The organism is Maribacter sp. ACAM166 (genome assembly GCF_005771495.1).
GTDB lineage: Bacteria > Bacteroidota > Bacteroidia > Flavobacteriales > Flavobacteriaceae > Maribacter.
Window position 1 is genome coordinate 1 of the sequence record NZ_VAUW01000065.1, and the last position, 13,572, is coordinate 13,572.

Sequence of the window (13,572 nt, forward strand, 5' to 3'; positions counted from 1 at the left end):
ACCTAACTCTCTCGATACATCTCCTACCGACCTTCCTTGTTCATTTTCCTTTAGAGCTTTAATAATCTGGCTCTCGCTAAACTTGCTGCTTTTCATGATGACAGTTTGAATTTAAAGTTAGTAAATTCGAATTATTAACTGTCCTACTTATGGGGAAGCCTACAAGACGGGGAAGCCTACAAACTCAATAGCCTTTTCCTTAAAAGCTACGGTGTAATTTCTTTTTTCTCTTGACATTTTTTAAAGTTAATTTTAAAAGCAAACACGCTTTTAACTTTATGTCCAGTTAAATATAGTAAGTCCAGTATTCCAAATAAAATTCTTTGTTAAATTGAAATAAGGGAATTTATATAATTTGCTATACAGCACTATTGGATATTCCTGTACCCAGGGAAGAAAGTATTCGCAGTTGTGTTTAATTCTTTAAAGTTTTCAATTTCTTCCATTCTTTTGGAAACCAGATTATTATAAATTTTTTGGTTCAAAATTTTTCTCCCTGTATAAAAAATCAAATCTTTATCTTTTGGAGAGAATGACTTTTTATACGTATATAATGGATCATTATCTACCCTGCCACCACCCAATACGTAATATTTAAAACCATTTGATCTAGCCCAATGTAAAACCTCCACCTTGAGAAAGTCATTGGGACGTGTTTTAAAAAATTCTGAATTAGTACCTCCGAGGTAAGAGTAAATTGTGTCGTTTGATAGTAATAAAAATTCAGTAGAAATAGGGATGTCATTAAGATAAACCATTGCTATAGCACAGCGGGTGGGATTATTTAAAACATAATTTTTAAAATACGCTACAGAGTAAAATAACTCATTTTCAGCATTTTTACGTATCATGGTAGCGTGATAAATATCGTAAAAGTTAACAAGTATTTCATCTGTTATATTATTTGAGCGAAGTTTGAACGTCAACTTATTTTGTACTGCTTTTCGATAATTGTTTCTTACCTTTTTATCAAATCTTTCCCACTGTTCCGCTTCATCAAAAACTTCAACTTGTACATTTTTTAAGGTAGGAAGAATTGTACCACTGTAACATCTATTATTGTTGTTCAGACTAAACCGAATGAATTCGGTAATTATATTGTTGCTTCTATACCAGGTGTCCACCAATACCCAAAAAGAACTTAACTCTTTGTCTGTTGTTAACTCAGAAATTAATGGTCCACTATACCCATATGGACTCACAACATCTTTATAAGAGGTTTTATTAGAATTTATTTTTATTTTTCTAGTATTAAAAAGCATAATTACCTTAGGAATGTTTCCAGGAGAAAACAAAAAGTAATTAATTTTATCTTCTTCTAAATTATCGTTTAAAATCAAATCTATTTTGTAGAAAGGATTAGAGGAGTCTATTAAGGAACACAAGTTTTTATACCTCACAAAATTTTCTTTATTTTTCAAGCTTAAAACTTGTATTGTATTTGGGGTCATTCGTATAAATATTAATAGATTCAATGAGATTGGCACTAAACTGTTAGGTTTTGAGTAATAATCAGTATAGTTACCTAGGGTTGTTTTTAGTATAATTGTTCGATATGCCTAACATCGTCTGTAAAATTATTTTTTTACCTTTCTTCTTGAATTTCGGATAAAGCGTATCAAAAGAATCCTCCGAATTAACTTTTATAGGTACTTGGAATAATATCTCTCCTTTATCATATTCGTGGTCTATACGATGAGTTGTGATACCTGTAATTTTTACCCCATATGAAATGGCATCTTGAATGGCCGTTTTTGTAGCTAAAAAACTGGGAAACAGGGAGGGGTGTATATTAATGATTTGATTTGGAAAACTGTTTAACATATCTTTTCTAATAAGATATTTATAATTCATCATAAAAATAAAATCTATCTCTCTTCTTTTTAATTCAATAATAAGTTCTTGTTGATGCTCTTCATAATTATTAAAATCCGACCTTTTAATTTGCAAAGTTTCGATACCTGCTTTTTGAGCCGTTTGCGCTGCACCACACTGCTCTGCATCATAAATAAGTAAGGCTATTTCGAAATTTTCAGAAACCTCTTCATTACAAAAGTACTCCTCCATGACGTCAATGGCATTTGCTCCCCAGCCACTGCATAATATGGCCCATTTTGTTCTCATCATATCTTATATTTAATTTGAATAGAATTAATTATATCTTTTTTTGAAGTCCCATCTGGGAATATTGCTTTCAGTTTTGGCATTCACATATTCACTTATAAAGATGTGGATACAATCTTCAGAATCAACAACCATATAATAGTCATCGGTAAAGTTTTTGTTGCCATACTCGAAAGGCACTTAAGATTTTTTTGCTTTAACTGCCTATCCTTTTCACTATTGATTAATGTAGGTGGGGAAAATCAACTTGTATGTAATGCACTTGCCAGTGTTCCAATCTGCTTTCCAGCAATTCATGACATACCACTAGAATCTGAAAGTCCCTATCTTTTGGCCGTTTATCGATTTAAGACTACGGTTCACTAATCTGCTGAATTTATCTCAATCGGAAGAAAGCTTTTTGCTTTTTACGGGTACAAGTAAGCATATCATATTTATATTTTTAAAATTCAGAAAAAAGTGGCTACAGTGCAAACTAATCTACAGTCATAAATAATATTGGTTTAAGCGGGTATTAGTTTCATAACTTTTAGACCTAAAAATAGGAAAGCTTTAGTATTAAAAATTGGCACAAATATGATATTGTAGATAAGACTGGTTTTACCCTCCCCAATTCCTCCTACCTTGGTATCAATTGGGTATGCTTCAAGTGTATTCAACTTGGTCAATATTTTTTCGAGGTCTTTAAAACTAAGTAGACGATATTTTAAAGTTCTTATAATTAGCGCAAAAACTAAGCCTTGCTGTTTGCCCTTCAATTTCTTTACCACTTTGTGATAATACAGATGTGAACTGTTTAAGTCTTTAATCAATCCATGAAAATGTTCAACGGCATAAACCATTCCATTTATAAATTTTAGGTTATGTGCGGGGTCTTTGCTTGTCACAATCGAATTTTCAACTACGGCATATCGATGAACGTCCATATCCACTTTCGCCATGCTACAAGCCTTTAAAAACAAACTGGCGGTAAAAATGGCATCTTCATATAAGGAACCCTCAATAAATTTTATTCCAGTATCCGTCAAAAGATCTTTCTTAACGAAATATCGCCAAGCTTCATTTCTGAAACCATATTCTGCAACATATGTGATACCATCCATAATATTTAAAGACACTTCTTGAGCGCTTTTTGGCAAAGATTCAAGTATTTTGCCTTCTGTTATTTGTTTGGTATTGAATTCTAATATTTCAAGGTCATGTTGGGCAACTAATTCAAGAAGAGAGTTCAAAACATTGGAGACGAGGTAATCATCGGCATCCAGAAAATATAGGTAATCTCCTTTTGCTACCTCCAGACATCTATTCCGGGCAGCACTTGGCCCTTGGTTTTGTTGCGTAATTAGTTGAATATTCGGATTTTTTTCAGCATAATTCTCAACAATTAACGCACCGGAATCTTTTGAACCATCATCAACAATTATGATTTCGTATTCATTTAGGGCTATGTCTTGGGTGACTAAACTTTTCAAGCAGCGCTCAATATATTTTTCCTTGTTATACAGTGGAATAAGTATGCTTAATTTCATTGCTATCTTGGTTAATTTCTATGGTTGTATTTTGAATATGTTTACCCAAAAACTATGTTGGCTGAATGGGGTCAAAGGCTATAATGATCAGGCCTTTTATGTCTGAATACTCATTTAAACGCCGAAATCGATTTAAAATTATTGAATAACCGCTATATCAACTAATAAAATTGTTTATGTTAGGCTTATGAGATAAAATACTTCTAACGGGATGTGGTCAAATGAAGATACTTTAGTTACAAAAAATTATCATCATAATAATACGGTGAGCCTTATTTGTAATCGTCTTCATTAAAGGGTTTTAGCCATTCTAAAATCATGTTTTCTCCTTTGTTATCAACAATCTCCAGTAGATTTTTAAATTCATCAATTTTACTATTGACCTCTGTAATTGAAGGAGCTACTAGATATATTCTAGAGAAAACTTGTTTTTCAGTTCCTAGCATATCAGAATGAATCATATCACCAGTTTCAAACCGTTCTAAAACAAAGACAACATTTTTATCAGCTTTTATCTCGTTTAAACCTTTAATTGAATCTATCATTCCTTCTGTCAATAGCACCCAAATGGTACAGGCAATCTGTCCTTTGAACAAGTAATCATTTCTTTCAGGAAAATCATCTTCACCTAGAATTCCTGTAAACGCATAATTTATTAGCATTTCACGATGGTCAAACCCGTTGATATGGGCTAAATGAATATTAGGTGCTTCGCCTTGTAATCGAAACCCTGGGTCGTAGGCATAAATTACATTATTCTCCACAAAAAACTGAATATTAAGTATGCCGTCTTTAATTTTTAGCCCTTTGAATAGTTCACATAATTTTGGATGAACGTCCCTTACAAACAAGTCTGAATGTTTCGAAGGATAAACCGCCCCTATACAAACCGGACTGGCATCTCCTTGTTTTTTGGTGGTGACTCTATCTGATAGTGCTGAAATATAGGGAATACCATTTCTAAAGGTATAGTATGCGGCCATATCATCACAATCCATATATTTTTCTACCAACACCACTCCTTTTTTAGAAAATTGTAAGGCAGTCTTTATAGATTCTTGGTAATCTTTGTCGTCTCTACATATTTTCATACCCACACCACCACCGTTATCAACGGGCTTGATCATTAATGGGTAGTCGATACTCTTTGGTTTATCGATGCTTGATGTTTCGTTTAGATAGATGCCCGGTATGTCTTGTATATCATATTCACGGCAATATATTTTGAAACCATCTTTACTACAAAAGGCTTCTACAGCTTCTTTGGTTGCATAACAATGCATATTTAATTTCTCGCAAATTTCTCTATAAGGTTTCACTAAAATATCTGCAACACCAACCAAAACGGCATCAACCTGAAGGTCTTTGGCCAGCTGTACAATTTTGTCAACCTCAAAACCATCGATGTCGTGCGTTTCGGATGCATTTTTTTTTGCCGGTGCATTGGGATTTGGATCAACAACAATGGTATAAATACCCATTGAAATTGCGGTGTCAACCAAAATTGCTGTCTCAGGATTTCCACCTAGTATCATGAGTTTTTTCATAAGTAAAATCGTATTTATTTTTTATGGGATTGTAAGTATGTTGTTAATGCCTATATTCTATCTTATTAACGTTCACTAAAATTTAATTTTTTTGAAATTTAAAGTCAGCATCAAACCCCAATTCAACTAATAGTTTGCTGATTTCCTTCACGTCGGTGTTAATTTTTACAATCTTTTTTTCGTCAACACCCATTAGGCCCAACTCTTTTTTAATCCAATCATAGTAGGATGGGTTTATCGTCGCTATAATCAAATAGTCAAATTCAACGTTATTTAAGGAACTGATTGGGTTTACAAAATTTCCGCCAATATTCAACTCATGATAATCAAAATCAACCCATTCAATAATATCAAAAAAATTATTTTTAATATTGGTTGATAATATATGTTGTCCGAAAGACCCAGAGCTATAGACAACCACCTTTGATTTGGGCTCAATATTTAAAAAAGGATTAAAAATTATTCCCCCTTTTTCATCGTAAATCAAACCCCCAGATCGCACCAAAATTTGAGAATATAAATAATAGGTGATTTGTTCTTTTAAATTTTTTTCATCCAACACCTTTAGCAGTTTCGATTTTAAAAAATTCATCAGTAATCCTAATCTGTAATATTCAGTTTTCGAATTTTCAATAGATTTTACAATAGAGTCATGTCGCTGCCTATAATAATAAAGTGGTATTCTGCTTATAACTAGACTTTTTGAAATTGATAGGTAGGCGTATGTAATTGCAGCATCCTCTCCCATAACAATTTCGTTGGGCACATCAAAAAGAATACTACATAGTAATTCTCTTTTGAAAAGTTTATTCCATACATAGGTCGATATTCCATGTTCACAAAATTCGCCGTTGTAAATGATAGTGGGTAGTATTGTAGATTTTAGTTCTTTCTCATCATAAATACCTACCATTTTTGGTTTAATAGTTTCAATTTTCCCATCAAATTCTCTAAAATGGCCAGTCACTACGAGGTCAGCATCATTTGCTTCAGCAAGTTTGAATAATATATCCAGATAAAATTTGTCTACCCAATCATCACCGTCAACAAAACAAATATAGTTGCCTTCAGCATTTTTCAAACCTTCTTTCCTAGCACTTACAAGTCCTCCATTTTTTTTATGAATAACTTTTATTCGAGTGTCTATTTTGGCATAATCATCACAAATTTTACCACAATTATCTGGACTACCATCATCTATCAAAACCAACTCGAAGTTCGAAAAAGACTGATTTAAAAGACTATCAATACATTTAGGCAAATATTTTTCTATTCGAAAAATAGGAACAATTACACTAATTTTAACAGTATTCATAGCTTCAAATTTTATTTAATTCAATGTAAAACAACCCACCACCGTACATGTCTTTTTCAGATTCGGACTTGGCCGTAGTAACGTATAAGTTCGAATGATTATCAAAACAGCAAGATGTAACGTTAATACATGGCAATTTTAGTTCTTTTAGTCTCAAACCATTGAAAGGATTCCATTGAGAGACACATCCTCCTCCCCATTCCGCAATCCATAACATACCCTCGTTATCGACACACATTCCATCAGGACGGCCTGCACCCTTAAACTCTATTACGTTTGATTCAAATTCCACTGCTCCACTTCTTAAATCATATGAATACTTCGCAACTTTTTTTGTTGGTGTATCAATAAAGTAAAGTAATTTATGATCTGGTGAGAATGCTAAACCATTAGAAATAGTAGTATTTTCAATAATTGTTTTGAACTGTCCCTCATGATATGAAAATACCTTTCCTAAATTTTCCTGAACCTCAGGAAATCCCATGGTTCCTATTATAAACCTTCCTACTGCATCTTTAATCCCGTCATTATATCTGACTGAATTAGCAATATCAATTTGAAAAACAAATTGCTTTTTCAAAGTAGAAAAGTCAACTTCGAAAAATCCATTTTTAGATGCTGCTAATACTTTCTTTCTTCCTAATATAAAAATACAACTGACTGGCGAATCTAGTTGTATACTTAGAATTTCTTTAGTGAGTGGATTATAAAAATAAATTAAATAGTCTAAGATGGAGACAAAATAGAGGTAATTATTTTCTTCATCAAATACTGGTCCTTCTAAGAGTTCGGAATTAGAATGAAAAACTAATGATTGAATCATAAAGTTAATTATATATATTGACCTGCAGTTATTCTAATTAAAGAGCCAGTGGTCATAGCAGATTCATCAGAGATTAAATGCATTACTGCTGGTATAGGATCAAAACGATTTAGCATACGACCCATTGGAAGAATTTTGGCGGCTTTATTTTTTAATTCTTCTTCACTCATGCCTTCTGATTCTCTTAATTCGATTTCTCCTTCTGTATTTGTCCATCCCATTACCACATAATTTGATCGAATTCCGAATTCAGCATAATGATGAGCAATATGAGTTGACAACGTGAAAAGCGTACTTTTGGTAAGCGCATATGCAGCTCTGTTTTTCATACCAAAATCCATGTGAGCAGAACCAAAAAAAATAATAGAACCTGTTTTAAATTCCATCATAGATTTTAAAACATGTTTTATTAAAAAAAATGGAGATTTAAGATTAACATTAAAAACACTATCAAAAACGTCTTCTTCAGTTTCAACTATAGAAGATATAGGAGTTATTCCTGCGTATAAAACTAAAGCATCTATACGTTTAAACCTTTTTATAGTTTGAATAAAAAAATTTTCAATTTCATCGATACTAGTTAAGTCAACTTTATGAAAATAAAGCTTGTTCTCTGCCTGTGAAGATTGGATAATTTCATTACCATCATCGGGGTTTCGATCACAAAAAGACACGTTGTACCCTTTTTTTAAGCAGGATTTAAGTATTTCGTTACCTACGCCTTTGGTTCCACCTACAATCATTACTGTTTTCATTATCACACTTTAAAATTGAATAAATATAACGAACCCATACTAGTATTAGTATTACTTAATCGTGATTAAGGTAATTGTTGTGCGCTATAAGTCAGTTTTATATACTAAAACTAACTAAAGATTATAGTTTTCCAACGAAGGTCATGCATTTTTTTGATAAACACAACAATTGCTCTTTAACCTTATTTACGGTCAAAAAGCAGGGTTTTTGAAGCAAATTAAAAATAAAAAAATAGTTAATATTTCTGAATTTGGCAACTGGTAAACGTTTAATCAGGTGTTGGATTGTTTTGAGAATACTTAGTTTTTTAGATTAGGAATACTTCATAGTAGTTCTAATGCTGTTTTTGAACCACTATTTGAAAAAGAAGCCAAAAACCGATCTTTATACCCTTGGGCACAATCTAAAATCTATGTTTGATTGTGAACTATTCTTTTTAAAATGAAAAAGCTAGTGAAGCTAAGCATTAGGTACGCTGTTCATTTCCAATAAACTTTTCCATGGTCGTGTTATTCGATGCTGAAATATCAGCTCCCTTGAATACTTTTTGAAGGGTCATGAATAATATTTTGACATCAAGTGCGAAAGAGATATGTTCTACATACCAAACGTCGTATTCGAATTTTTTGTCCCAAGAAATCGCATTTCTTCCATTGACTTGCGCCCATCCAGTAATACCGGGCTTTACTAAATGTCTTTTTTTTTGTTTCGTATTGTATAATGGAAGATAGGAAACCAATAGAGGTCTTGGCCCTATAAGGCTCATATCACCTTTTAACACATTTAACAACTGCGGTAATTCATCTAAAGAGGTATTTCGTATAAATTTACCAGTGGCCGTCATGCGCTGAAAATCGGGAAGAAGGTTGCCTTTCCTATCCTTTTTATCGTTCATGGATTTGAATTTCCTAATTTTAAAAATTTTTTCATTTTTTCCAGGTCGAGTCTGTTTAAAAAAAATGCTTCTTTGATTTATATATAAGATAATGCCAACTAGTGCTAATAATGGACTTAGCGCTAATAGTAAGCAAAAGGAAACCACTACATCCAATAGTCTTTTAAAAAAGTGTTGATACATATTTTAATGCCAGTTTATATTTTAGATTAAAGGACTATAAATTATCACAAACATGACATATTAAATATTTAGTATATCTATAATCTGCTTATTGATTATTGCAACATCAAACTTTTTCTCGGCAAGCATTCTGCTTTTTTGGCCCATTGAATCAATTTCGTCAGGCTTTTTAATAAAAAATTCCATTGCTTTTACTAGGGTATTCAAGTCTTGAGGGGGTATTAATATCCCATTGGCACCGTTTTCAACGGTTTCTTTACAGCCAGGTGTATTGGTGGTAATTATGGGCATTCCTATACTTAGAGCTTCTAAAATCGATCGCGGAACTCCCTCTCTGTAATAGGTAGGTAAAACAAAAATATCATTTTGGGATACCAGTGGACCTATATTATTCTGATTACCATGGTATACAACTACCCCTTGCTCTTGGTAAGAAGTTAAACGGTCAATGGAAATAGCGGTTGCTTGATTTTCTGGCGGACTGCCTATTATATGAAATTCAGTATTAGCATATTTTTTTCGTAGTATTTTGGCCGCATCTAAGAATAAATCGATTCCCTTTTCTTTAATTAATCTCCCTACGATTACAAAACGAATGATATCACCATTGCTTTTAGTCCTTTCCCTGAAAGCAAATCGCTCTAGGTTTATACCTGAGCCATGTACCACCGCTGTTTTCTGTGATTTGCTGATTACGTTTAAATCCTTGAATAGTTGTAAGTCATCACTATTTTGAAATATTACGGTATTATTTTTTTTAAGGCCAAATGTATACAAACGTTGAGTAAGCATTTGAAGTATTTTCGACTTCATGCTTACGGCGCTAAAGGTAAAACCCAATCCTGTTATTAATGAAACAACTGGTACTTTTGCCTGCCTCGCTGCTATAGAGCTGTAGATGACAGGTTTTATGGTGTAGGCAAAAACTAATTCTATGTTATTTTTTTGAATTATTGTTTTTAAGTTTCTAATAGTCGCCAAATCTTTAAACGGGTTTAAACCGGTTGGTTCCATAGAAAAATTAACCGTATTCCCGCCCATTTGATGTAATTCGTCTATGGTCTTCTGTTCAAAATCAGGAGCTGCACAATAAACTTCATAACCTGACCTTATCAGATCAGTGATAAGGTCACCTCTGAAATTCAGTAAGGAACCATGAAAGGAACATACTATTAAGATTCTTTTGTGTTGCATTTTAAGAAATATTGAGATTTTTAAAAATAGTATTATTAAAAGAACTTAATGTCCTATTAGATAAGTAATCATCAAATAAAATTCTATTTGCACTAGTACCTTTAGTAAGGATGTCATTTATGGCAATACGAAGTTCTTCAACAGAGTTTGTTTCACAAGTTTTAAGATTCGGTATTTCATTTATACCTCCGGCACTTAAGGTAGCCACTACGTTATTGTTTTGAGACATCATTTGTAATAGTACATTTGGAAAACCTTCTATACGGGAGGAAAGTACACAAACCTTTGCTTCTTTAAAATACGAATAGACATTCTGCACATAACCTGGCATATATATCTTGTGTTCAAGATTTAGCTGTTTTATTTTATTTTGTAGTAGCTCCCTATCTCTACCTTCCCCTAAAATCACCAAATACATATCTCTATGATTTTGGCTAATTTCGTAAAAGGCATCAATTAAAATATCAAATCCTTTGGCTGGGGCCAAACGGCCTGCTGCAACCAAAAATTTTTTATGCCTTAATTCGGGAAGGATATCCCCGGATTTTTTAAATATATCTTCAAAATCAAAAGGATTGGGAATCACCTGTAGGTTTAGCTTTAAAGTCAATTTTGGCAAAGCTTGAATCAATTGCTGCTTCATATAATTCGTCTGGCAAATCACCAAACTAGAACCTCGGTAGCCTAAATGATAGAAAAAAGTATATATTTTTAGCTTAGTGCCGCTCAACAAATCAAAAATAGAATTGGATTCACGTAGAATGACTTTAGCCTTTTTAAGCAGCCCTATTTTTTTGGCAAAACCAATACTACCATTAATTAGAGTTTGGGATGAAAAGGTATAGCCTATGCTATTGTACTGCTTAAAATTAAAAATGAAATGGGGGAGAAGATATAAAATTCCCAAGAAATAGGATGTAAAAGGAAAATAGGTTAGGTGCATGGTCTTTTCTTCTTCTGCCCAGCCCATGCTTCGCTTTTTGGTCAATATGATGATGCTACATTGCCCGCCCCGAATATCAATAAATTGCGCCAAACTTTTAACAATATGTTCGGAGCCTTGAATACTATCTGTAGGAAGAATAAACAACCATTTTTTTTTACGCATCAAAATAATTTGGATGTTTTTTGGCGACTTAATTCGTGTTGTAATGTTATACTTGTAATAAATAAATAAATAATTAGTCAAAGATAAAGGATTTAATTAAAAAATTACAAAGTGGATAATAAGAACCTAAACAAAAGAAAGTAAAAGTGGGATAAATCGAAATATGTAAACGCTGCGTTTTAAAGTTTTAAATAATATAAACCTTTAAACTTTAAAGATTTATATTATTTAATCCTACTTTTATTTATTTAAATATTTTTTTAATAACTATTGAAATGAGAATTTTTTTTCAACAATTAAAGATTTTTATAACCTATTTATTAACTAGTTTAGTTCGTTTAGGGAATACCATTAAGTATGGTTTCGCTATTAAAAAGTATCTAAAGAATAATCCTCAACAAAAATTATCAAACGAACAAAAAAGGAGTGTTCAAGGCTATTTCGCTAAGTATGGCTTTAAAAATTTAAACATAAATTGGCATAGGTTTTACAGTGGGTTTTATCAGAAGTTTTCGACTGAATATATACCTGAAGATATCTTTTTTTCCTACATTGAAAACACACTAAACGATACGGAATATTATGCTCTTCAAGATAAAAATTTGTTGAATAAATTATTTAAGGACTTCAACCAGCCTAAAACAATTGTACAAAATATAAATGGTTTTTTTAAAATAAATGGCACGTTTGTGACGGAAGAAGAGGCTATTGAAACTATTTTAGGGTATGCTAGCGTCATAGTAAAGTCTACGTTACATACTTACGGGGGAAAGAGTGTAATAAAGGTTGATATCTTGGGTAATCAGCATACCTGTAGCCAACAATATTTTAAACAGTTGTTTTTAGGGTATGAGAAGAATTTTATTGTTCAAGAGGTCGTAGACCAGAGCGAAACCATGATGAAATTGAATCCAACTTCATTAAATACGATTCGAATTTGTACATATCTAAGAGAATCTTCGGTTGTTATACTTTTCGCAATTGTTCGTTTTGGTAGTAAAGGAAATTTTTTAGATAGTGTTACAGGTGGGGGTTTTTACAGAGTTGTTAATGACAATGGAAGCTTAAAAGAAACTCAGTATAGTATTAATATTATAGATGATAGCTATAACAAAACATCAAGTATCGATAACTTTTTAATTCCCAATTACGATGAAATTAAGAGTATGGTCAGAAGAATGCATAAAGAAGTACCTTACTTCAAAATGATTTCTTGGGACATAGCCCTAGACAAAAAAAATAAACCTGTTTTAATTGAATATAATATTTTTGGACAATCAATAGTATTTCAGGCAACTAATGGTCCTCTATTTGGTGAATATACAGAGGAGGTATTGACCTTGACCCAAAAAAAGTATTTTACTTAGCATATGTTCGGTACTAACTTTTCATTTCTAGGTGCTGAATGAAAAATTATTCCTGCACATTAAACATGGTCTTCAAGAAGATACCGATATAACATGTAACTCGACGACATTTCAGCGATAACTTTTATTTCTTCATATTTCTTTGTTATATAAATTGCTTTTTCGGTTTCATAGCCTTATTTTCAGGGGTTAAAGTAGCGATGTACGTGATATAAATTTCTTTTATGATTTTCATGACGGTATATGTCAAATTATATAAAGTCTACTTTACCATTGTAGCTAAACAGTCTATAGTCAATTGAAATTTTACTTTTGTTATTTAATAAGTACTATACTAAATTGCCATTATTTTTTGCCAAATATTACATAATTAGTTTTCAATTTTGATTATCAATAGCACAACTAATATCAACCAAGCTCATATTGTTTGTAAAAGATTCAAATTTTCCAATTCTAATAACTACTAATAAAACCTGGACCTTATTTTTCCGTAAATCGGAAACCACCCTAATTGATAAAGGAAGGTAATATTTAACTTGCTAAGTCAACATGTTTCTGAAGTATGGTTTGGACTTATAAAATTTTCTTATACCATTAAAAAAGATAGAGGTCAGTAGTTAGTTACTTATTAATTTTGCTTGACTAATTTTATCTCCTTGCACCATTTTGACTATTAGATTGTTGAAGATGGTAGCTTTGTTTTGAGACCTGTTGATCCTAAAGCAGAACTC

General features: G+C 32.1%; 12 protein-coding genes and 1 pseudogene. 1 reads left to right on the top strand and 12 read right to left on the bottom strand.

From position 1 onward, the window contains the following. The 11 genes from ES765_RS23075 to ES765_RS20810 form a co-directional block, all read right to left on the bottom strand. On the bottom strand, positions 1–96 hold a 96-nt coding region (locus ES765_RS23075), incomplete at its 3' end, for a transposase (RefSeq protein ID WP_171017281.1). 272 nt (positions 97–368) lie between these two features. After that, positions 369–1,421 (bottom strand): GNAT family N-acetyltransferase, encoded by a 1,053-nt coding sequence (locus ES765_RS20765; RefSeq protein ID WP_171017393.1) that lies wholly within the window; start codon positions 1,419–1,421, stop codon positions 369–371. A gap of 100 nt (positions 1,422–1,521) precedes the next feature. Next, complete coding sequence (locus ES765_RS20770) at positions 1,522–2,127, bottom strand: formyltransferase family protein (protein WP_249356640.1); 606 nt, start codon at positions 2,125–2,127, stop codon at positions 1,522–1,524. Positions 2,128–2,627: 500 nt separating this feature from the next. Then, positions 2,628–3,653, bottom strand: a complete 1,026-nt coding sequence (locus ES765_RS20775; RefSeq protein ID WP_138116362.1) for a glycosyltransferase — start codon at positions 3,651–3,653, stop codon at positions 2,628–2,630. A 272-nt stretch (positions 3,654–3,925) separates the two neighbouring features. Further along, positions 3,926–5,200, bottom strand: coding sequence for an acetyl-CoA carboxylase biotin carboxylase subunit family protein (locus ES765_RS20780; RefSeq protein ID WP_138116364.1), 1,275 nt, complete (start codon positions 5,198–5,200; stop codon positions 3,926–3,928). 82 nt (positions 5,201–5,282) lie between these two features. Beyond that, positions 5,283–6,515 carry a glycosyltransferase family 2 protein gene (locus ES765_RS20785; RefSeq protein WP_138116365.1) on the bottom strand — a complete coding sequence of 411 codons (1,233 nt, stop codon included), beginning with the start codon at positions 6,513–6,515 and terminating at the stop codon, positions 5,283–5,285. 4 nt (positions 6,516–6,519) lie between these two features. Beyond that, the gene (locus ES765_RS20790; protein ID WP_138116367.1) at positions 6,520–7,338 is read right to left on the bottom strand and encodes an SMP-30/gluconolactonase/LRE family protein; all 819 of its coding nucleotides are present in this window, start codon (positions 7,336–7,338) and stop codon (positions 6,520–6,522) included. 8 nt (positions 7,339–7,346) lie between these two features. After that, positions 7,347–8,093, bottom strand: coding sequence for an SDR family NAD(P)-dependent oxidoreductase (locus tag ES765_RS20795; protein ID WP_171017394.1), 747 nt, complete (start codon positions 8,091–8,093; stop codon positions 7,347–7,349). A 467-nt stretch (positions 8,094–8,560) separates the two neighbouring features. Continuing rightward, positions 8,561–9,172 (bottom strand): sugar transferase, encoded by a 612-nt coding sequence (locus tag ES765_RS20800; protein ID WP_138116369.1) that lies wholly within the window; start codon positions 9,170–9,172, stop codon positions 8,561–8,563. A gap of 60 nt (positions 9,173–9,232) precedes the next feature. Continuing rightward, entirely contained in the window at positions 9,233–10,366 is a 1,134-nt protein-coding gene (locus tag ES765_RS20805; protein ID WP_138116371.1) for a glycosyltransferase family 4 protein, read from the bottom strand. A 1-nt stretch (position 10,367) separates the two neighbouring features. Then, on the bottom strand, positions 10,368–11,474 hold the full coding sequence (locus tag ES765_RS20810; protein WP_138116373.1) for a glycosyltransferase: 1,107 nt from the start codon (positions 11,472–11,474) through the stop codon (positions 10,368–10,370). Between the two features lie 275 nt (positions 11,475–11,749). Here ES765_RS20810 and ES765_RS20815 point away from each other — a divergent pair, with 275 nt between their 5' ends. Then, entirely contained in the window at positions 11,750–12,841 is a 1,092-nt protein-coding gene (locus ES765_RS20815) for a sugar-transfer associated ATP-grasp domain-containing protein (RefSeq protein WP_138116375.1), read from the top strand. Between the two features lie 617 nt (positions 12,842–13,458). On the opposite strand, the pseudogene ES765_RS20820 reads toward ES765_RS20815, so the two are convergent. Beyond that, a pseudogene (locus ES765_RS20820) lies at positions 13,459–13,572 on the bottom strand (IS1595 family transposase); the annotation flags it as partial.

Excerpts from the sequence above, each read along its gene's own strand:
- ES765_RS20770 (WP_249356640.1), bottom strand. The coding sequence starts at position 2,127 with ATGATGAGAACAAAATGGGCCATATTATGCAGTGGCTGGGGAGCAAAT.
- ES765_RS20775 (WP_138116362.1), bottom strand. The coding sequence starts at position 3,653 with ATGAAATTAAGCATACTTATTCCACTGTATAACAAGGAAAAATATATT.
- ES765_RS20780 (WP_138116364.1), bottom strand. The coding sequence starts at position 5,200 with ATGAAAAAACTCATGATACTAGGTGGAAATCCTGAGACAGCAATTTTG.
- ES765_RS20785 (WP_138116365.1), bottom strand. The coding sequence starts at position 6,515 with ATGAATACTGTTAAAATTAGTGTAATTGTTCCTATTTTTCGAATAGAA.
- ES765_RS20790 (WP_138116367.1), bottom strand. The coding sequence starts at position 7,338 with ATGATTCAATCATTAGTTTTTCATTCTAATTCCGAACTCTTAGAAGGA.
- ES765_RS20795 (WP_171017394.1), bottom strand. The coding sequence starts at position 8,093 with ATGAAAACAGTAATGATTGTAGGTGGAACCAAAGGCGTAGGTAACGAA.
- ES765_RS20800 (WP_138116369.1), bottom strand. The coding sequence starts at position 9,172 with ATGTATCAACACTTTTTTAAAAGACTATTGGATGTAGTGGTTTCCTTT.
- ES765_RS20805 (WP_138116371.1), bottom strand. The coding sequence starts at position 10,366 with ATGCAACACAAAAGAATCTTAATAGTATGTTCCTTTCATGGTTCCTTA.
- ES765_RS20810 (WP_138116373.1), bottom strand. The coding sequence starts at position 11,474 with ATGCGTAAAAAAAAATGGTTGTTTATTCTTCCTACAGATAGTATTCAA.
- ES765_RS20815 (WP_138116375.1), top strand. The coding sequence starts at position 11,750 with ATGAGAATTTTTTTTCAACAATTAAAGATTTTTATAACCTATTTATTA.